Genomic DNA, 21144 nt, shown 5'->3' with positions numbered 1-21144 from the left:
AATCGGGAACAGTGTAACGAGAATGAGCAAGAGCCAGTTTCTCACTGGCGAGAAACTGACGAGTATTCGGTAACTTAGGCCTCATGCGGCTTTAGCGGGAAGGAGGGGTATTGGTGGTGTGGCAAAAAATTTCTTTAAAAAAGCGAAAAAAACGTAGGATTTTCCGCTCGTTTTGCTGTGTATTTTTCCTGACTTTCTGCAGGTTAAGTGTTTGGGTTCATATTGAAAGTCTGCAAAAACAAGGCCCAACTTCCGAGGGGGGGATTGGGGGATTATCCTTTAAAACTTTGTTTATCGAGGTGATGCTTTTTAAGCTTTTCGTAGAGGGTCTTTCTGGCCAGCCCCAACTCATTCTGTACCTCTTTTAGCATGCCATTATGTCTGTTGAGGGCATCGAACAAAATAGCTCGCTCCACTTTCAAAATACGATCTGCCAGTGTGTCATGTTCTTTTTCATGCGCTGTCCCGCTTTCATTGGTCAGACATTGTTCTCCCATCAGCACCCAGCGCTCTGAGTACGCTTGAAGTTCCCGCACATTGCCTTTCCATGAGTGTTGTAGCAGTTTTTCTTTGTGCTCAGCGTCCAAAGTAGGCGGGGCAACACCAAAGCGAGATGCGGTGGTACGCACGAAGTTCTGGCAAAGGGTGATCACATCTTCGCTGCGCTCCCTCAGCGGTGGAAATGCCAATGTGGTTTCAGACAGGTTCTGGAACAGACGTTGATTGAATCGTCCTTGGGCAATGCTGGCCGTCAAATCGACGCGGGTTGACGCAACAATACGCGGGCGGCCTGATGATTCTGTCAGGTCAGCGAGTTTTTCCTGTACGTTGGCAGGAAGCGCTTCAATACCATCGAGAAAAAGGGTGCCTTTACCCGCCGTTGCCACCTTACTATGTTTGTAACTTGGCAGGGTGGCATACGCTTGTTGTTCGGATCCAAACAGCTCCAACGCAATCAAGGCTTCGGGGACCTGGCGACATTTCAGCGCAACAAAGGGTTCGTCCTGTCTGGTCCCATGATCGTGGATAAAGCGTGCAGCCAGCTCTTTCCCTGTCCCTCTTTCCCCTTGAAGCAGTACATCGCTGTCTTGATCTTTCAAATGGAAGATCGTTCTCCTGAGCTGTTTGACCGAATCCGCGTTCCCCAAAATCCTTGGTCCTGGTGCACTTTGCGTTTCCAGTTGCCTTTTCAGCTCGCGGTTTTCCATCACTAGCTGACGTTTATCAACCCCTCGTTTGAGGACATCAAGCAGGTGATCGGTTGAGAATGGTTTTTCGAGAAAATCGTAAGCTCCCCGACGCATGGCTGAAACGGCAGTAGAAATATCCCCGTGTCCGGTCAGCATGACAATTGAAAGCTCTCGGTCGATTTCCAATGCTTTGGTTAAGAACGTCATGCCATCCATTTGCGGCATGTTGATGTCAGAGATAATAACGCCTTCAAACGCTGGAGTTAGCTGTTCAATTGCCTCTTTGGCGGCGGCAAAAGCGCGGGAGTGAAACCCTTCAATTTCCAGGGTCTGGCTCAGCGCATCACGGATAGTGCGCTCATCATCAATAATCCATATTTCCGGTGTCACTGCGGGGTATCTCCATCGTAAAGACGTTGAAGGGTGATGGTGAACTCAGCGCCACCAGTTGGATGGTCGCTGATTTGAAGGCTGCCGCCAAACTCTTCAATTATCCGTCGGCAAATGGTCAGCCCTAATCCGAGCCCCTCTTTTTTGGTTGTATAGAAGGGTGAAAAAATATGCTTCTTGGTGTCGTTATCAATGCCGGGTCCATTGTCCCACACATGGATGGATACGCGATCAAGAAAGGTTTCCACCTTGATACCAATTTCTGGTGAAGGGGTATTGGCCACTGCCTGTGACGCATTGTTCAGAAGGTTCAAAATCACTTGCTCAAGCTGGACGGTGTCCGCATTCACTACCAGTCCTTTTTCTGGGATGTGGCAAGCGATCTGGATACCTTTTTTGATAAAGCTTGCCGCTGATAATTTCAGTGATGCTGAAATTGCATCATCGACTGAAGAGCGTGCTTTGCCTTCGAGGTTTTGTTTACGGGCGAAGATTTTAAAGCGCGCGACAATGTCTGCGACCATGCCAATCAGCTCATTGAGCTGTTTGAGGTTGCCATTGACTGACTCATAGCGTTCCTTTTCCATCAGCTTGATGCTGTTTTCGGTATAAGTGCGCATGGCGGCCAGAGGTTGGTTTATCTCGTGATTAATGCTGGCAGAGAGCTCGCCCAGCATGGCCAGCTTTGCCGCCTGAATCAGTTCATTTTCCGTCTGGCGCAGGGCTTTTTGTGTGTCTTCATATTGTTGAATGCTCTGACGCAGCTTGGTGTTGGTTTCCTCAAGGCTCGCGGTTCTTGAGGCCACTTTCTGCTCCAGTTCATCGTTGAGCCTTGCAAGTTTTCGCTGGGTTTTGACGGTTTGCAGCCAAGCGGTAAGCACCAAAACCAGCAGGCCGTAGAAGGTGGCGAAAATCAGGACAGACTGGGTAACCACTGGCCAGGCATTGCTGGTGGGAATAAAACCGTATATCCGCCAACCAGCAGTGCCAAGGTCGGTATTGGAAACGAGCACACGTTCGCGATCTCTATTGGGCAAGCCAAGATGGAGAGCGTCCTGCGCTTCAATATCTTCCAGTGCTTTGAACCTTGTGAGATGACTTAAAGACGAGTCCCCATAGCGTCGGGAGTCACGAATCGTTTCTTTTTGTTTGTCAGACAGAATGGAAAGGGACTGATATAACCATTCGTCGCGCGAGCTGTAGAAAACCACTCCGAGTGGATCGGCAATCAGATAGTCGAACCTCTGCTGATCCCAGATACTATCGATAATAGAAAGGTCGACTTTTAGGGTCAGCACACCCGTGATTTCTTCGCCATCCCACACTGGATAAGAAAAGTAATAGCCGCGCTTGTCAGACACCACCCCCAATGCATAGTAACGCCCTTTCTTGCCTTCTATTGCTTGCTGAAAATAAGGACGGTAGTTGTAATTGTGTCCCACAAAGCTTTGGGCGTCTCCGGCATTACTGGCTGCCAGCGTGAGGCCGTTTTTGTCCATCAGATAGAGCACGTCACTTTTAAGGCGCGTATTCCAGTTACCCAGCAAAAGATTGGTATCATTCAGTAATCTTTCACTCTTCGGCACACGTAGAAGACGTTTCAATCTTGGATCAGCAGAAAGAACAACAGGGATTTCACTGTAACGGGACAGCTCAGCAGAGAGTTTCTCTTGAAGCTGATTGACGTCATACTCAATTTCTGTGGTGAAGCGTTTTTCGACTGAGGAATAGGTGAAAACACCGACCAATACAGTCAGTAATACGCCAATAGCTGTGATCAGTGAGATAAAAAGACGACGGCGCATAGCTTCCCTGTTAAATAGGTTCTATAACTGGTTGATGTGATGAGCGCCAACCGCCTGTAGAGTGCGGAAATTCGCTTGAGAAAAGACGCATGCCCCATCACAATGACGTAAAAACGTATTCGGAGCACCACAATGGATTTGTACGATATTCGCAGAGAATATAACCAAGGCGGTTTGAGACGCAAAGACCTGCCTGAAAACCCGGTTCAATTCTTTGAGCATTGGCTCAAACAAGCCATTGAGGCCAAGCTGCCAGACCCAACGGCGATGACTGTTGCCACCGTTGACGAAAATGGGCAGCCATTTCAACGCATTGTGTTGTTGAAGCATGTCGACAACGACGGGTTTGTGTTTTACACCAACCTCGGCAGTCGTAAAGCTAAACATTTAGCAGATAACTCACGTATCAGCCTCCATTTCCCATGGCATCCACTTGAGCGTCAGGTACATATCACAGGGACCGCAGAAAAACTCAGCAAGCTTGAAGTGATGAAGTATTTTCTATCCCGTCCTAAAGAGAGCCAATTGGCCGCTTGGGCGAGCCGTCAGAGCGAACGTATTACCGCGCGTTCAGCATTGGAAAGCAAATACATGGAGCTGAAGCAACAGTTCGACAAGGGCGAAGTGCCAGTGCCAACCTTTTGGGGCGGATTCCGCGTGAAGCCAGAGTCTTTCGAATTCTGGCAAGGTGGTGAACATCGCCTGCACGATCGTTTTGTCTTCCAGAAAGAACAGGATGGTCAGTGGGATATTGAGCGCTTGGCGCCATAATTCCGCTTCTCTAAGCCAAAAAAAGCAGCGCTTTTGCGCTGCTTTCTTATGCCTAACATCGGGTATATATCGCTAAAAGCTACTCTGAAAGCACCAGAGTTAGTTGCTGCTTCAACAGTGAGTCTGGGATTTTGCACCCCACGCCATTTTCCAGGGCTTTATCAACCAACTCGGTTTTACTTGCTGCACCCAGTTTGACGCGCAGGTTAGCGAAATGGTTCTCAATGGTTTTGACCGACACACCTAGAGACTGCGCGATAAATTGTGGCTTTTTACCGAACTGGTGGAAGAAGAGCACTTCTGATTCGCGAGCGGAAAGTGATGCACTTCCTTGTGTGTTTGCAGCGGGCTGGGGCTCAACCGGTTCAATGCCTGCAGCTTTGCAAATCCACTGACCAACTTCCAGTATCGGATTGTCGTTCAGTGCCTGTCCATGAAAAATCGTTCCCAATACTTCCCCATCATCACCATACCAAGGCACTTTGGTAAATACATGTGCTTGCCATTGACCATTGGGGTAAGGGTGGATGTTGAGCACCCGCATATAACGACCACTTTCAATCACCTGCCGATCTTGTTGCTTGAACAATGCGGCGCAGTCGGCAATCGCATGAGGAAGTTCTTCATCGCTTCTCCCTCTTAGGGCCTCGGGTGAGTCAGCGCCGACTAACTTGGCATAGGCAAGATTGACGTGAACAAAACGTGACTGGGTGTCTTTACAGCCCCAACAGCCAGGGAGTTGCTCAAACAGGGATATCAGCATGGAAGGTGGCAGGGATATGTCGTTCATCGTTGGGTGGCGATAGATTTAAGTTACATCGTATTGTAAGTGATTACTTATGACATTAAAAGCATATTAATCATATGGTTACTTCGAAGTAATGATCAGGAATATCCGAAGTCTCTAGATAAAAAAACCGGCTCGTAGGAGCCGGTAAAGACAAGATCTCACTCACTAGAGTAGTTTCCTGTACGACGTGTAGAAGAGGCCACCTGACACTGTGCTCGAGGGTAATCACACACTGTCTGATGGGTCACCGAGGTAAATTTCAGTGATAAAACAGGCGCATACTGCAATATGCGCCTGTTTGACCCTCACTATACTGAGGAGCCAGAAATTCGGACAGGGGGGGAATGCACTAATTAAGCGAATAACTGACAATGTTATTTGTTATTAGCGACCTCGATCTCGTTTTTCTGTGGATATTTGTTTGGATGTTTAGGCGGGGCTGCCAATAATTGCGAGGCATGAAAAAGCCCGCAATCGCGGGCTTTTAGGGACATAAAGAGACGTTGGAAACTAGATGTTTCTCACGACCCTAAAGCCAAGGTAGTTGGCGCTAATATCTGATTTCAGCTCTAGACGCTCTGCGACACGCGCGCTGCTTGGAGAGAAACTCCAAGCACCGCCACGGGCGACAGGTGTCTGACTTTCTGCCCACTCCCACACATTACCTGCGGTGTCATACACACCGAATGGGTTAGCAGGGAAGCTGGCTACTGGCGAAGTGCTTCTGTTTGACCAAACGGTGCCACTCCAGCCTGTGTTGGCGTTGCCGACACCAATATCGTTGCCCCACCAAAAGTCAGAGTCGCTGCCTGCACGCGCTGCCACTTCCCACTGAACTTCCGTTGGGAGGGCATAGCTGAACCCGGTTTGCGTGCTCAGCCATTTAGAATAAGCTTGTGCATCATCTTTAGTGATACAGACAACAGGTGAGTTCTCAGCTTGGTCAAAACCGGGTTTGCGCCAGTTGTGATTCAGTAGCTGTTTTGGTTCGCCGTTGATCAGAGACGTACATCCCTGACCTTCTTCAGCGTCCGTCACATAGCCTGTTGCGGCGACAAACTCTCCAAACTGTTTCACAGTGACGGGCGTCGCTGCAATAGAGAAGGGTTGGTCGACAACCACCGGTTGTTTGGCTTCAAAGCCAACGCGGTATTGGCCTGCACCAATCACCACCATTTTAGGTGCCTGACGATTATTCGAGAGTTTGTCAGCGAAACGCTTTCCCGGCTGTGGACGGTTCTCCTGTTCGCGAAGGTTTGCCCAAACCGTAGAATCCTTGTTCATGAACATCTGACGGCTGTACGGTTCGAAACCTGGCTTCTCAACGGTCAACTGATGTTGGCCGGCTGGCAGCATGATCTCTACCGGCGTTGAGCCGTAAGTCACACCGTTGATGGTGACATTGTCTTCATAACGGTTTGAACGGATTTTCACATTAACCCAGCGTTTTGCTTGTTGCTTCGGTGCTGCTTTGGCGGAAGTAAAAGAGTTCTCCACACAGTAGCGCTCAGCGAAATCCAGCAATTTACATGCTGCGTTTTCGTCAGGCTGGCTGCGCATTTCCGCTTGCATACGGGTAATGTAACGATTGTTGCCGCTAAAGCCGCTGTCGACCACGTTATTGTTCATCACATGGATATTGAATGACACGCGGTTGGCGTTGAGTTTTGCAGTGGTCGATTCCGTCACATTATCCAGCACCTGAGCCTGGAAGGTGTTAACGGCTTTTTGCATGGTCAGGGTTTTGCCCTGATTTGAACATGCAGCCAGCGTCATCGAATCACTACAGGTAATAGTGTGAACCACTTCGATAGTATCTGCGAAGGTCAGTTCCTGACGAAGACGCTTAACACGGGCTTCTTTTTTGGACTCCTGCAGATTTTCCAATGCGCTAACCAGCAATTGTTTCTGACGGTTTTCGCCTTCAACAATACGCTGCTGTTCGGCAATAGCCTGGTCATTGGTTAGAGTGGAAGACTGATTATCTTTCACTGCGCTCCACGCAGCTTGGTAATCATCTTTATATTGGGTGAGATCGGTATCTGGGTTTTCGAGGAGTCGACGGAATTGCTCATCAAGACGTTCTTGGGCGAGATTTCGTTTCTTCTCTAACTCGATAGCTTTGGTAGCCAGCGTTTCGCGCTCGCTTAATAAAGCATCCAGTTTATCTCGTTGCGTTTGGAGGTTTTCAGCGTGAACGCTAATTTCACTTCGTTTATCGGCTAGCTTCTGTTCCAGCGCAACGACAGGATCGTCAGTTGCCGCATTGGCCCCATTGGCAAGCGATTGACTACTAAGAAGTATCGGCGATAACGCGAATACTAACGCGGCGATGCGATTACTTTTCATATGTCCCTTGCTTATTCTCAGAAATCATAAACACCTTTACTGCGCCAAGACATCCTGCTCATTACTGTATCTCGGCAAAACCCGGTATTTATTAGCTTTGTCCCAATTAGCTAGATTAACACGTAAATGCCAATTAGCCTGTTCATGTTACTAATTATTTGACGCTTATCGTTATTATTCAATGCTTATCTTTTGAGTGATAACTCAATAAATTTTAGCCGCTTTCTGTGTTTTAGGAAATAATGTCTGGTAAAAACAATCATAGATAAAAAATATCATTTTAATTGACGCATTTTGATTATTTATCGTCATATTTTTGACGTTTGATATATCAATACTGAGCGGAGGATAAATTAAACTGGATAACGCGGCTTAGTTAACCTTTGCGATGAAACAGGGAAGATCCTTTTCACCGGAACGATGATCACGGAAAGATCATGTCTTCAAGTTACCGAAAGCATGATCAAGTAATTTGTTGCGTCATGCTTCTGATTGACCAATGCATTTAAATGATATATTACAAAGGTTTACGTGCATTTTCGGATCTTACTTTTCGTCGAAGCCAAATTTCACCCGTGATCGCAATGGTCTGTTTGTTGAGATCCTGCACAATTTTGGTATTGAAATGACAACCTCCGTAGTTTGGCCACCTCTTGATCATCTTTCCGAAGCGATTTTTCTTCTCGATTTCCGCTAGAGCGTGGCAGAATAGCCGAAGTTTCACTACTACAATCGTTAACTATGGCATCCGAACTGAAGCACTCTCAGGTTATTGCTTTACCCAATCACCCGTCGTTGCACGCGCACGAATACCGTCAGGTGGTGATTGGTTTGCAAGGCCAAACTGAGTTTGAACTTTCCGGGCGCGGCAGTCTTGTCGGGCCGGGGCAGGGCTGTCTGGTTTCCGAGTCCGAGCTCCATGCTTTTTCTGGCGTCGGGCAAAACGAAATTTTGGTGATCAACCTACCCGAGTCTGTCCTGCATGGCGAACTCAGCATGAAAGACAAAGTAGAGCGCCTGTTTGCCCGTGATGCCTATTTCCAGTTGGACAGCCAGGCGCAGACGCTGGTGAAGGCGTTGACGTCTGAAATGATTGCTAATCCGCATGATGTCATGCTGGGACGCGCCTGTGCCGATACCTTACTGTGCGTGATGGAACGACACTTCCGCGAACAAATCGCACCGCGACGCCATGGCCATCGACTCAATATGGACATTATCGACCTCTACATTCGCCAGCATATCAGTCGCAAGATCAGCGTGGCGCAGTTGGCAGGTTCTGTTTTTCTGGCAGAAAGTCAGTTCCACCAGTTATTCAAATCCCAAGTGGGCGTAACTCCGCATCAATATGTGCTGAAGAAACGTTTTGAACTCGCGCAGGAGCTGCTCAGCACCAGCGAATTGAACTTGGCACAAATTTCAGACAGCTGTGGTTTTGCCTCCCAAAGCGGTTTCACCTCAGCGTTTACCCGTGCGTTTGGCGTATCTCCTTCCCGTTTTCGCCAGCAGCACTGAGCTGCAACCCTGATCTAAATCATCAACATATGCAAAAAGTTGTTATCGGCACGCATTGGCCGTGGTTCTCTGTTTGTTAATCATCGGAGTTTTTTGCAATAATGCCGCAGAATTTTGAAAGACTCATCTGCACCTCATACCTAGAATCGGTCTTTAATCTAACATATTAGTAACATATGCCACTGCCTCGTGGTTGATGGAGAGAGGAATCTGCTTATGTTAAAAGCGACCGATGTGCTGGTGCCAAGTTACCTTGAGCAACCCGCTTCCGCGCTATGGCCTCATATTTCTTCGCACTATTGTGTCGATGAGAGTGAGTTGCTTGCTTCGCTGCTCCCACTTGCAACACCTTCGGATGAAGAGCGAAAACAGACAGAGGCCCAAGCGGCTGATCTGATTGAGCGTGTACGTGCGGATAAAACAGCAGTGCAGATGATTGATGCACTTCTTCTCGAATACAGTCTGGATACCCGCGAAGGCATTTTGCTGATGTGCTTGGCAGAAGCATTGATGCGCGTCCCGGATGCGAAAACCGCTGATGCTCTGATCCGCGACAAGCTGGGCGTGGCAGATTGGAAAGCCCATCTTAAAAATTCTGAATCTCTGTTCGTGAACGCCTCGACCTGGGGACTGATGCTGACCGGCAAAGTCGTCACTATTGATGAGCGTAAAGAGGGTGGCGCAGGAAAGGTACTCAATCGCCTGGTGAACAAGATGTCTGAACCTGTGATTCGTCAGGCGATGCATCAAGCCATGAAAGTCATGGGTCATCAGTTTGTCCTTGGCCGTTCAATCAACGAAGCGTTGGAAAACGGCAAGCCACTGCGTCAGAAGGGTTTTACTTACTCGTTTGATATGCTGGGTGAAGCTGCGCTTACTACTCAAGACGCTCAAAAGTACTTCAATGATTACATGATGGCGATCGAAACGGTGTCGCAGCAGTTGTCTGTGGGCAACGGGCCATCACCTTCTGTTTCCATCAAACTCTCTGCTTTGCATCCGCGATATGAAGTGGCGAATGAAGACCGTGTGATGGGCGAAATGTGCGAGACGGTACTTCGCCTGCTGAAACGCGCCCGTGAGTTGGGTGTGGCGATCACTATTGATGCAGAAGAAGCTGACCGTCTGGAACTGTCACTGAAGCTTTTCGAAAAACTCTTCACCCACGACGATATCAAAGGCTGGGGTCAGTTTGGTCTGGTGGTTCAGGCTTACTCTAAACGTGCCCTGCCCGTGATTACCTGGCTGGCGGCGTTGGCGAAAGAGTACGGTACCATGATCCCGATGCGACTGGTAAAAGGCGCTTACTGGGACAGTGAAATCAAACTGGCTCAACAGGCAGGCTTGCCGGGCTATCCTGTTTATACCCGAAAAGAAGGCACGGACGTGGCCTACCTCGCCTGTGCGCGTTTCCTGCTTTCTGAGCATGTGAATGGGCTTATCTATCCACAGTTTGCCAGCCACAATGCGCAAACCGTGGCAGCCGTGAAAGCCATGGCTCAGCATGACAACTACGAATTCCAGCGTCTGCATGGCATGGGTGATGCACTTTACTTCCACGCCAAGGAAATGTTTGGTCAGTCTGTACGTATTTACGCGCCAGTGGGCAGCCATAAAGATCTGCTGCCGTATCTGGTTCGTCGTCTGCTTGAAAACGGCGCCAACAGCTCGTTTGTTCACCGTCTGGTGGATGCGGCCTGTCCGGTCTCTGATTTAACGCAACACCCAGTGGACACATTGACGTCTCGCCCAACGCTGCATAACCCACGTATCCCTCAACCTTCTGAGATTTTTGGTGAGTCACGCCAGAACTCTAAAGGTGTTGCGATCGACATTGAAAGCGAATGGGAAGTCTATGATGCCAAGGTTCAGGCCTTTATGGATGCAACCTGGAGTGCGGGGCCTATCATCAATGGCGAACGTCTGACGGGCGACGCTCACACTGTTGTGGCGCCTTACGATCACCGCCTGAAAGTCGGTAGCATAAACTGGACGACACCTGAACTGGCTAAAGACGCCCTGAGCGTTGCTGCAGCGAATGTTGATAGCTGGCGTGCACTAACTGCCAAAGAAAGAGGTAAGTACTTACTTAAGCTTGCTGACTTACTTGAAGAAAATTTGGGCGAGCTGGTGGCACTTTGCCACCGTGAAGCGGGCAAGACCATTCACGACAGCATTGATGAAGTGCGTGAGGCGGTGGATTTCCTCCGTTACTACCCGATTCAGGCAGAAAAGATTGAAGGTGATCTGCAATCTTTCACCCGCTTTGATGGTCAGTCTGTCACCTTGCGTCGAGAAGGGCGCGGCGTGTTCACCTGCATCAGCCCTTGGAACTTCCCACTCGCGATCTTTATTGGTCAGATTTCCGCGGCCTTGGTGATGGGAAATACCGTCGTTGCCAAGCCAGCGGAGCAAACGTCACTGATTGCGTTCCGCACGATTGAGTTGCTGCTTGATACCGGCATTCCGGCGGGGGTTATCCAGCTGTTGCCGGGCAGTGGTGCGGCAATCGGCAGCGTATTGACCGCTGACGACAGCATTGCCGGAGTGGCCTTTACCGGCTCAACGCCTGCGGCGCAGCGCATCAACCAATCGCTTGCGTCCCGTGAAGCCCTGCCTGTGCCGTTTATCGCGGAAACCGGTGGTCAGAACGCCATGTTGGTGGACAGTACAGCGCTGCCTGAGCAAGTGGTGCGCGATGTACTTCGCTCTGCATTTGCATCTGCAGGCCAGCGTTGTTCAGCCCTGCGTGTGCTGTATGTCCAGCAAGATGTGGCGGATCGTGTGATTGACCTTATTAAAGGGGCGATGGCGGAAATGCGTATTGGATTGCCTTATCTTCACTCCACTGACGTGGGGCCAGTGATTGATGAGACCGCCCAGGAGAAGCTGCAAAACCACATCAACGAGTTGTTCAAGACCAGTAAATTCATCGCCAAAGCACCGATGAAAAGCGAAACCCGCATGGGCACATATATTGCCCCAGTGGCGTTTGAAATCGACAGTATCTCGATGCTTTCAGAAGAGCACTTTGGCCCAATCCTGCACGTAGTGCGATATCACGCCGATGAACTCGATAGCGTGATTGATGACATCAACAGTGCAGGTTTTGGTCTGACACTGGGTGTCCACAGCCGCAATGAAACCACCTATCGCCACATTGAATCCCGCGCCAAAGTGGGTAACTGCTACATCAACCGTGATCAGGTTGGGGCAGTGGTTGGTGTGCAGCCATTTGGTGGTCAGGGGCTATCTGGTACAGGACCCAAAGCAGGCGGACCTCACTATCTCTATCGCTTCACGAAAGAGGAGGTTGTGGCATGAGCAAGGTAATAGGAATGCAGGCAATGAATGACGTACAAACGCTCGCCGCACAAAGTCAGGCGGTTTGGGAAGAGTGGAATGCGCTTGGTGTGGTTGAACGCGCAGCACTGTTGAATGTGTGGGCTGACAACCTGAGTCAACGTGGTGATGCCTTTATGGACGCTGCAAGCCTGATTCGCTTCCATCTTAATCAGGCTGAAAGCCTGCTCGCGCCCGTCCACGACATGCCGGGACCTACAGGGGAAAGCAACGAACTCTATACCGCTGGCCGTGGGCTGTTTCTTATCACCGGTGATGAATCACTGTCCGTGGTGTCATTGGCAGGACAGTTAGCCGCAGTATTGGTATCGGGTAACTGCGCCTTGTTAGCACCGCCAAACACTTTACACCATGAAGCCGAAGCGCTGATTGGCGATCTGGTAAAAGCCAGTGCACCAAACCGACTTGTTTCGCTGCTGAGTAGCGAAATGACGGAAGACGCCATTGTTTACGCACCGATTTGTGGTGTGGCCGCGGTGGCGAACTCAGCAACCTTGATTGCTATGAACCGAAAACTGGCAGCCCGAGACGGTGTGTTGGTGCAGTTTGTCGCTGAAGATAACGCAAGCCAATTACCTCTTGTCGCTTCGCCAACCTATCTACTCCGCTTTATTACCGAGCGGACGAGAACCATAAACGTCACTGCGGTAGGGGGCAACGCCACCTTGCTGGAACTTGGTAGTGGCGAACATTAAACCCAAGTAACCCGACGTAATGAAGCTCAGGTTCTCTGCTGGCAAAGCAGAGGCCTTGGGTTTTCTGTTGCTGACGGTTTTAAATAATCGGAATTAGGCACTGGAGATCTTTGATCCCCAATTTTTATGCCTTGTTATTGAGGGAAAAAACATGATTGAAAACAGCTTTGCAATCAGCGCCACGTTTATCGTGTACCTGATTCTTATGCTTGCAATCGGCGTATACGCTTACAAACGCACTTCAAACTCAGAAGACTACTTCCTTGGTGGGCGTTCACTGGGGCCTTGGCCAGCGGCATTATCTGCCGGTGCATCAGACATGAGTGGCTGGCTGCTGCTTGGTCTGCCGGGCTATGCCTACGCAGCGGGTATCGAGTCGCTGTGGCTTGCTGGTGGGCTGTTAGCGGGTACTTACTTAAACTGGTTGATCTGTGCCAAAAGACTTCGTACTTACAGCATCGAAGTAGACAATGCACTGACCATCCCCGAATTCCTGTCTCGCCGTTTTGAAGATAAATCAAAACTGTTGCAGACCATTTCTGCTTTCTTCATTTTGCTGTTCTTCCTTTTCTATACCAGCTCAGGCTTGGTCGCAGGCGGTAAACTGTTCGAGACGGTCTTTGGCCTTGAGTACACCACAGCGGTAGTCATCGGTACTGTCTGTGTGGTTTCTTACACCCTGTTTGGTGGCTTCCTTGCGGTATCCTGGACCGACTTGGTGCAGGGCCTGTTGATGGCGGCAGCACTGATGATCGTGCCTATCGCGACGCTGGATGGCTCTTTCACCGACTTGCCTGCTGCGCTGGAAGCGAAAAACCCTGAGCTTCTGACCCTTTGGCAAGATGTTAATGGTGAACCTCTGACTGCCGTGGCGATCATCTCTCTGGTGGCCTGGGGTTTGGGGTACTTTGGTCAGCCGCACATCCTTGCACGTTTCCAGGCAACACGCACCAATGCGGACATCACCACAGCACGCCGTATCGCAGTGGGTTGGAGTGCTGTCTCTATGACAGGCGCAATCCTGATTGGTTTGGTGGGTATCCTCTACGTTGATCAACACCTCGGTGGAGAACTGGCAGACGGCGAAACCATCTTCATGTATCTGGTGAACGCGGCGTTCCACCCTGTGATTGCAGGTATCCTGCTCGCGGCAATTCTGGCGGCGGTGATGAGTACAGCAGATTCCCAGTTGCTGGTGTCATCTTCTGCTCTGGCCGAAGATTTTTACAAACAAGTGTTCCGCCCTGATGCATCGACCAAAGAAGTGGTCATGGTTGGTCGTTTCGCCGTGGTGGGTATTTCCATCATTGCGTTGATGCTGGCAATGAACCCAGAAAGCTCAGTACTGGGCTTAGTATCTTACGCTTGGGCTGGTTTCGGTGCTGCGTTTGGTCCAGCCTTGTTGTTGAGCCTGTTCTGGAAAGACATGAACCGTAACGGTGCGCTGGCTGGTGTTATTGTCGGTGGTGTGACCGTGGTCGTTTGGAAACAACTGACTGGCGGGATTTTCGATATCTATGAGATTGTCCCGGGCTTCATTCTGGCTGGTCTTGCGATTATCGCTGTGAGTAAAGCGACAGGTGGTGCGGAAAACACTGTGATGCAGACATTTGATGATTATGAGCAGAGCTTGAAGACCTTGCCATAATCCTACTTATCGTTATTAAAGGGACGCTGAAGCGTCCCTTTTTTATTTTATTATCAATAAGCTACCCGGCCATCAGATTGTCGCCTTATCCCTTCTCCTCCAAAAGACTGAGTTTAGGATTAAGATCACACGATCCAGTAACAAGACATATGCACTACAGTTAATAGCGGAGAGGTGCGCCTAGCACGAAATTTACCCGCTTCAACAGGCAGGAAGCCTTTGATCCGAGTATGAGGGCAACGAATGGCCGACAAAATGATTATTACGCAACTGGACGGTAACGCATTAATTTTTGCACCGGATGGCAGCGTAAGGGTTGCAGAACAATACGCAGAGCTTAAACCGGAAGAAGTGCTAGTCACGGAAAACGGCAGTAGTGCGGTTCTCAAAGAAAATGGTGAAAGGGAAATTCAGGTGAATGCTAACAGTGGCTTTCGCTTTGAAACACCTCCTGATGCAAATGAGGACGTGAATGCAGCCCGACGCGGCGTCGAAGAAGGGGAAGACCCCAGCGAAAACGCAGATCCAGCTGCTGGCCAAGCCACCAGTTCATCCACATTCTTTGTTGCCGGTGATGTGGTTGTGGAAGATGCTGGCTCACGCCCAAGCCTGACTGAGTTGCTGGAAGAAGGAGAAAGTGAGGAAAGTGAAAATGTCGAATCACTGAATGCAAACAATCTGACGGCATTTCAGCTTAGCTCCCTCTCTTCACTGCAACGTTTTTTCTTTGAACAATTAAACGAAGCGACACAAACCGCTGAAACTGCGGATGTGACGTCGTCAGCCCCCACGACTCCCGGTTCCACGCCATCTCCAGATCCATCACCCACTGATTCCAATCAGGCGCCTTCTGTCACGCTCTCCATGCTGACGGTCACAGAACAGTCAGTCATTGAAGGTCAGGTCGTGGCGACGATCACCACGACGGATGCGAATAATGACGCCGTTTCCCTCAATCTGCTTGATAACGAAGACGGATATTTCCGCATTCAGAACGACAATGTGGTGCTGACTCAGGTTGGCGTGGATGCGATCAACAATGATGCCCTCGGCCTGGAAAGTATGTCGATTGTGGTCGAGGCTGATGACGGTGAGTTGAGTGAGCAGGCATCTGGCGTGCTTGCTATTAACAAGGTGAACGACAACGTCCCCACGCTGACATTAGAAACGGTTGACGTGACTGAGGAGTCTGTTTTTGAAGGCATGGTGGTTGCGACTTTTTCGGCCTCCGATGCTGATGGAAACACCCTTAGCTACACACTGACAGATAACAATAACGGCTATTTTTCGCTGGGAGATGGTGAAGTGCTGCTGACGGCAGCAGGTGTTGAAGCGATCAATAATGATGCCCTGAATATCGAATCATTGGGCATCTTCCTGACCGTCTCTGACGGAGATTTTCAAGCCAGTGCTTCCGACACAATCTCAGTCATTCGAGTGAACGACAACGGCCCGACCGTGAACATCTCCACCAGTGACATTTCTGAAAGTGCTGTCACCATCGGGCTGGTTGTGGCGACTGTGACCACTGCCGATGCGGATGGAGATAATGTCACCCTGTCATTGGTTGGCAACGAGGATAACTACTTCCTCCTTTCAGACGGTGAAGTAACCCTGACTGCGGATGGCGTCACGGCGGTACAGGATGACGGTTTGGATATCCGCTCCCTGACGATCTCTGTTCAGGCCAGTGACGGGGAGAATGTCACGGATGCCTCTGCCACGCTTCTTGTTGGTCGTGATAACGACACTCCACCAACACTTTCCCTTGCTGTTGAAGGTTTGACCGAAGAGTCGGTCACAGAATCAACGCTGGTGGCGACTATCACAACGTCAGATGAGGACGGAGATGATGTCTCGCTGACATTGCTGAACAATGATGAAGGCTACTTCAGGCTTGATGGGAACGGTGTATACCTGACCGCAGATGGTGTTGCCGCCATCAATCAAGACGGCGTAGACGCGATATCCAGCGTGCCGATTTCAGTTCAGGCATTCGACGGAACGTATACCGTCGTCGCCAGTGATACGGTGGCCGTCGCGCGCGTCAACGATAACTCTCCTGTTATCACCCTGAACGAGACGGATGTAATGGAAGAGTCTGTGTCGGTCGGCACTGTGGTGGCAACTATCTCTGCTTCCGATGCTGACGGAGATGATCTCACTTTCACCGTTTCAGGTCCCCATGCGGACTGGGTGACCATTGATGGCAATGAAGTGAAGCTGACTGCGGCGGGTGTAGAAGCGATCAACGATGACGACGCGGAAATCAGCGCCATCAACTTCACTGTCACGGCATCAGATGGTTCCCGCACGGGCAGCGACGATGCGAACGTGACTGTCACCCGTGTGAATGATAACGATCCGGTGATCACACTGACCGAGGTCGGTGTGGCGGAAGAATCCGTCTCAGTTGATACCGTGGTGGCGACCATTTCTGCTTCCGATGCAGACGAAAATGAGCTGACTTTCACGATCTCAGGCGCGAATGCAGATTGGGTAACCATTGATGGCAATGAAGTGAAGCTGACTGCAGCGGGTGTAGAAGCGATCAACGATGACGACGCGGAAATCAGCGCCATCAACTTCACTGTCACGGCATCAGATGGTTCCCGCACGGTCAGCGACGATGCGAACGTGACTGTCACCCGTGTGAATGATAACGATCCGGTGATCACACTGACCGAGGTCGGTGTGGCCGAAGAATCCGTCTCAGTTGATACCGTGGTGGCGACCATTTCTGCTTCCGATGCAGACGAAAATGAGCTGACTTTCACGATCTCAGGCGCGAATGCAGATTGGGTAACCATTGATGGCAATGAAGTGAAGCTGACTGCGGCGGGTGTAGCGGCCATCAACGATGACGGGGCCGAAATCAGCGCCATCAACTTTACAGTTACAGCTTCAGATGGTTCCCGCACAGGCAGCGATGATGCAAACGTGACTGTCACCCGCGTGAATGATAATGATCCCGTGATCGCCCTGACCGAGGTCGGTGTGGCGGAAGAGTCTGTCTCTGTTGATACCGTGGTGGCGACTATCTCTGCTTCCGATGCAGACGAAAATGAGCTGACTTTCACGATCTCAGGTGCGAATGCAGATTGGGTAACTATTGATGGCAATGAAGTGAAGCTGACTGCGGCGGGTGTAGCAGCCATCAACGATGATGGGGCCGAAATCAGCGCCATCAACTTTACTGTCTCAGCTTCAGATGGTTCCCGCACAGGCAGCGATGATGCAAACGTGACTGTCACCCGCGTGAATGATAATGCACCTGAGCTGACTGTCTCAGTCAACGAACTGACGGAAGAAAACGTCGCAGAAAATGATGTGGTTGCGACCCTGTCGGCGACTGATGTAGATGAAAATATACTGACTTACAGCCTCAGTAATAATGGCGCTGGCTATTTCACACTCGTCGGGAATCAGGTGTTGCTGACCGCAGCAGGCGCAGCGGCAATTAATAGCGACAGTGCTGCCGATCCGTTGGAAAGCTTGTCGTTTACGGTAGGGGTGAGCGATGGAACCTATGTCGACTCGGAAAATGTGAGTGTCACCGTTAATCGGGTAGACGATATTGTTGCCGCCAATGACAGTGACGAGATTGCTGCGTCTTCGACGGCGACGGGTAACGTTATCTCTGGCAGCAATGGTGATGGAAGTGGTGCAGATACCCTGACGTCACCTTCCTCTGTCAACGTGAGCCAAGTGACCTACGATGGTGTGGATTACGTGCTGACTGATGGCAGTGTCACCATCAGCGCGGACTCAGGACAACTGACGGTCTCTTCCAACGGCGATTACACCTTCACCTCATCTGTGCAGACAGAATTCTACGCCAGCGAACTGAACACCGCTTTTGATAGCACCAATGGGGTCACCTTCTATGGCAGCAACCTGACAAGTGCCGCCTTCTTAAGTGGTGATGCAGGGAACGGGCTGAACCTGGATGAGGTGCATCACCCTTCACATGAAGGGATTGTCGAGCACGAAGTGGAAGAAGGCGCGATTATAGGCACAGATGGCGACGACACGATTGATGCAGGGAACGGTGCAGATATTGTTTACGCAGGCGCGGGTAATGACACAGTGTCTGGCGGTAACGGTGTGGATGAAATCTACGGCGAAGCGGGTAACGATATCCTGTCAGGTGACAATGCCGAAGACCATCTCTATGGCGGCGATGACAATGACACGCTAGACGGTGGTCGCGGTAATGACCGATTGGTGGGCGGCGCGGGCGATGATGAGCTCACACTCGGTAAAGGCTCAGACACCGTGGTGTTTGAATCTGGCGATGACACAGTGATGGATTTCGATACCAACAACGACACCATTATTATCAAGAACGCATCGACGATTGATACCTTTGCTGAGCTGGGCATTGAGCAGGTTGGAGAGAATACCGTCATCACCCTTGATACTGGTACTTTGACGCTCAACGGTGTTGATAAGGATGACCTCACCGCAGACATGTTCACCTTCGATACATCAGATGAAGACGGGGAGTATTCGGCTTCGATTTATGGTTTCGATGATGAAGTCGACGAAGCGACGTTGACGGTTTCAGACTTAGCCGACAATGAAGTGGTGGACTGGTTCCTCTATGACGTGTCGGGCAATGTCGTTGGCACAGGTTCCAGTACGGTAACGGACGGCAAACTGTCGCTTTCTTCGCCGGTCGATACCACCTTCCGTTATGTGGCGTTGGATGTTGAAAACATCACGGTTGAAACGATCTTCGCTGAACTCACCACTCACGACGTCGACGAGGAAATTTTTACCTACACACTGGCTGATTCAGACAGTAACAGTGCACAGGCACAGCTCACTCTCAGTTATGACGACAACTCCCGCGTGGTGGCGGATATCGACACGGTTCAAACGTTGGGGCTAAATGGTGATATAACTGCGCACATTGCCAAAGGGAACCTGTTCGACAATGATGTCTTAAGCGGAACCTGGTCGTTTGAATCTGTGCAGTTTGAAGGTGCCACTTATCACGCATCTGAAGGCGTGATGATCATTGAGACCCAATACGGCTCGCTGACCATTTATGGGCAAAGCGACGAGCCCCATACAAAAGGTGATTATGTCTATCAATTGATGACCGATGTACCGAGCGACGACGTGTTAGAGTCTTTTCATTACACCTTGGTGAACGAGAGTGGATTGCGAATTCAGAGCGTGCTGGACATCCGGGTGGATGACAATGCCGACGCGGATGCCGACTTGAGCGATCTGATTAATACCACTGAGCTGACAGGGGATGAAAACGCAAACTTGCTGGTGGGCCGTGATGAGTCAGACACCCTCCAAGGCAATGGTGGCAACGACATTCTGGACGGTGGTCTTGGTGAAGATCTCTTGATTGGCGGGGCGGGCGACGATGAGCTGACCGGTGGAGAAGGGCGCGACGTATTCCAATTCCTCCGTGGTGATGCTGATTCCTTGGCGACCGACACCTTGACGGACTTCGACGTGAGTATGGACGTGTTAGACCTTTCCGATTTGTTGGATGGCTTGAACAACGAAAGTATTGAAGATTATCTGGTTTCTCTTTCAGACAAAGAGGGTAAAGCGACGCTGACCGTTGGCCTTGAGGGCGAAGCGGACAGTCAGGTGATTGTCTTTGAGAATAAGTCGTTGGATCAACTGAGCCAGGATTTAGGTATCAGTGGGAGTTCAGGCTCTGAAATTCTCGGTAAGATGATTGATGACGGCATACTGATCACTTCAGTGTGATCACGCCCAGCAGTCTGACAGCGGCAGGCGTTCCATCAGCGCCTTTAGTTCTTTCATTGAGCTGACCGAAATCACGAGAGGATGCTCGATGTTTTCTCTGTTTCCCGGGTTGAAATAAACCGTGCGCATACCTGCATTGATGCCTGCCTCTACCCCCAATAGCGTGTCATCGACAAACAGGCACTCCTGAGTCAACACCGCCATATTCATGGCAGCATAATGGAGAAGATCGGGGGCAGGTTTCCAGCTGTTGGCATCAAATGCGCTATAAAGGTGGTCGCGGAAATGGTGAAGCAAGCCTGTCATGTCCAGAGACATTTCCATCTTATTAACAGGCCCATTTGAGGCGACACACATGTCAATGCCGACCTCTTTGAGCGTATCGAGTAGCTCTGGTATACCATCGACCGGATCAAGGTGGTCAGCAAACAGTTCTGAACACTTCTGGCGATAGAGATGTTCCAGTTCATCAATCGAAATTTTCAGGTTATAGCGCTCACAGGTCTGGATCAGGATATCTGCCAGTTTGCCACCCTGAAAATTATCAAGACATTCCTGCAAATCCAGTTTCACGCCGTAGTTTGAGAAAATCTCAACGATCGCCATCTGGGACAGCACTTCGCTATCAACCAAGGTGCCGTCACAGTCAAAAATGACACAAGAAACTGGGACATCAAAGTCAAAGGAGTTCATTCTTCTCGTTCAATTGGTTTCACAATAATGTCGATACTCTAAGCCTTAACCTGACCAGTAAATCCAACAACGTGCCATTTAATAAATTGCTAGCTAGGTCTTATCAATTGCTGCGAATAGGTGGAAAAATCCATCTAAGATCTTGTTTTATTAAGAGTGATACATGGGCGGGGAAATGTGCGCCGGCTCA

General features: G+C 50.1%; 11 protein-coding genes. 6 read left to right on the top strand and 5 right to left on the bottom strand.

Annotation, left to right across the window (positions count from 1 at the left end):
- Positions 1–272 precede the first annotated feature (272 nt).
- Positions 273–1580, bottom strand: a complete 1308-nt coding sequence (locus G5S52_RS07755; RefSeq protein WP_165012542.1) for a sigma-54-dependent transcriptional regulator — start codon at positions 1578–1580, stop codon at positions 273–275.
- The gene (locus tag G5S52_RS07750) at positions 1577–3385 is read right to left on the bottom strand and encodes a sensor histidine kinase (protein WP_165012541.1); all 1809 of its coding nucleotides are present in this window, start codon (positions 3383–3385) and stop codon (positions 1577–1579) included. The genes G5S52_RS07755 and G5S52_RS07750 overlap by 4 nt, the downstream gene beginning before the upstream one ends.
- A gap of 132 nt (positions 3386–3517) precedes the next feature.
- Here G5S52_RS07750 and pdxH point away from each other — a divergent pair, with 132 nt between their 5' ends.
- Positions 3518–4156 carry a pyridoxamine 5'-phosphate oxidase gene (gene pdxH, locus G5S52_RS07745; protein WP_165012540.1) on the top strand — a complete coding sequence of 213 codons (639 nt, stop codon included), beginning with the start codon at positions 3518–3520 and terminating at the stop codon, positions 4154–4156.
- A 79-nt stretch (positions 4157–4235) separates the two neighbouring features.
- On the opposite strand, the gene G5S52_RS07740 is transcribed toward pdxH, so the two are convergent.
- Positions 4236–4946: a helix-turn-helix transcriptional regulator gene (locus G5S52_RS07740; protein WP_046307751.1), complete on the bottom strand. Its 711-nt coding sequence runs from the start codon at positions 4944–4946 to the stop codon at positions 4236–4238.
- Between the two features lie 510 nt (positions 4947–5456).
- Entirely contained in the window at positions 5457–7295 is a 1839-nt protein-coding gene (locus tag G5S52_RS07735; protein WP_002542606.1) for an SUMF1/EgtB/PvdO family nonheme iron enzyme, read from the bottom strand.
- Between the two features lie 741 nt (positions 7296–8036).
- Between G5S52_RS07735 and G5S52_RS07730 the strand changes: the two genes are divergently transcribed.
- The 5 genes from G5S52_RS07730 (at position 8037) to G5S52_RS07710 (ending at position 20261) form a co-directional block, all read left to right on the top strand.
- A complete protein-coding gene (locus G5S52_RS07730) occupies positions 8037–8810 on the top strand; it encodes a helix-turn-helix domain-containing protein (protein ID WP_165012539.1) in 774 nt (257 codons plus the stop codon).
- 216 nt (positions 8811–9026) lie between these two features.
- A complete protein-coding gene (gene putA, locus G5S52_RS07725) occupies positions 9027–12134 on the top strand; it encodes a bifunctional proline dehydrogenase/L-glutamate gamma-semialdehyde dehydrogenase PutA (protein WP_165012538.1) in 3108 nt (1035 codons plus the stop codon).
- Positions 12131–12868: a delta 1-pyrroline-5-carboxylate dehydrogenase gene (locus tag G5S52_RS07720; RefSeq protein ID WP_231590950.1), complete on the top strand. Its 738-nt coding sequence runs from the start codon at positions 12131–12133 to the stop codon at positions 12866–12868. The genes putA and G5S52_RS07720 overlap by 4 nt, the downstream gene beginning before the upstream one ends.
- Before the next feature lie 151 nt (positions 12869–13019).
- Complete coding sequence (gene putP / locus G5S52_RS07715; protein WP_165012537.1) at positions 13020–14516, top strand: sodium/proline symporter PutP; 1497 nt, start codon at positions 13020–13022, stop codon at positions 14514–14516.
- 243 nt (positions 14517–14759) lie between these two features.
- Positions 14760–20261, top strand: coding sequence for a type I secretion C-terminal target domain-containing protein (locus G5S52_RS07710; RefSeq protein ID WP_165012536.1), 5502 nt, complete (start codon positions 14760–14762; stop codon positions 20259–20261).
- Here G5S52_RS07710 and yieH read toward each other — a convergent pair whose 3' ends face one another.
- Positions 20262–20954, bottom strand: a complete 693-nt coding sequence (gene yieH, locus G5S52_RS07705) for a 6-phosphogluconate phosphatase (RefSeq protein WP_165012535.1) — start codon at positions 20952–20954, stop codon at positions 20262–20264.
- Between the last annotated feature and the right edge of the window lie 190 nt (positions 20955–21144).

Origin of the sequence: Grimontia sedimenti (genome assembly GCF_011045095.1) — a bacterium.
Classification (GTDB): Bacteria; Pseudomonadota; Gammaproteobacteria; order Enterobacterales; family Vibrionaceae; genus Enterovibrio; species Enterovibrio sedimenti.
The sequence above is the reverse complement of the archived record's forward strand: the minus strand, read 5'-3'. Positions and strand labels throughout refer to the sequence as shown.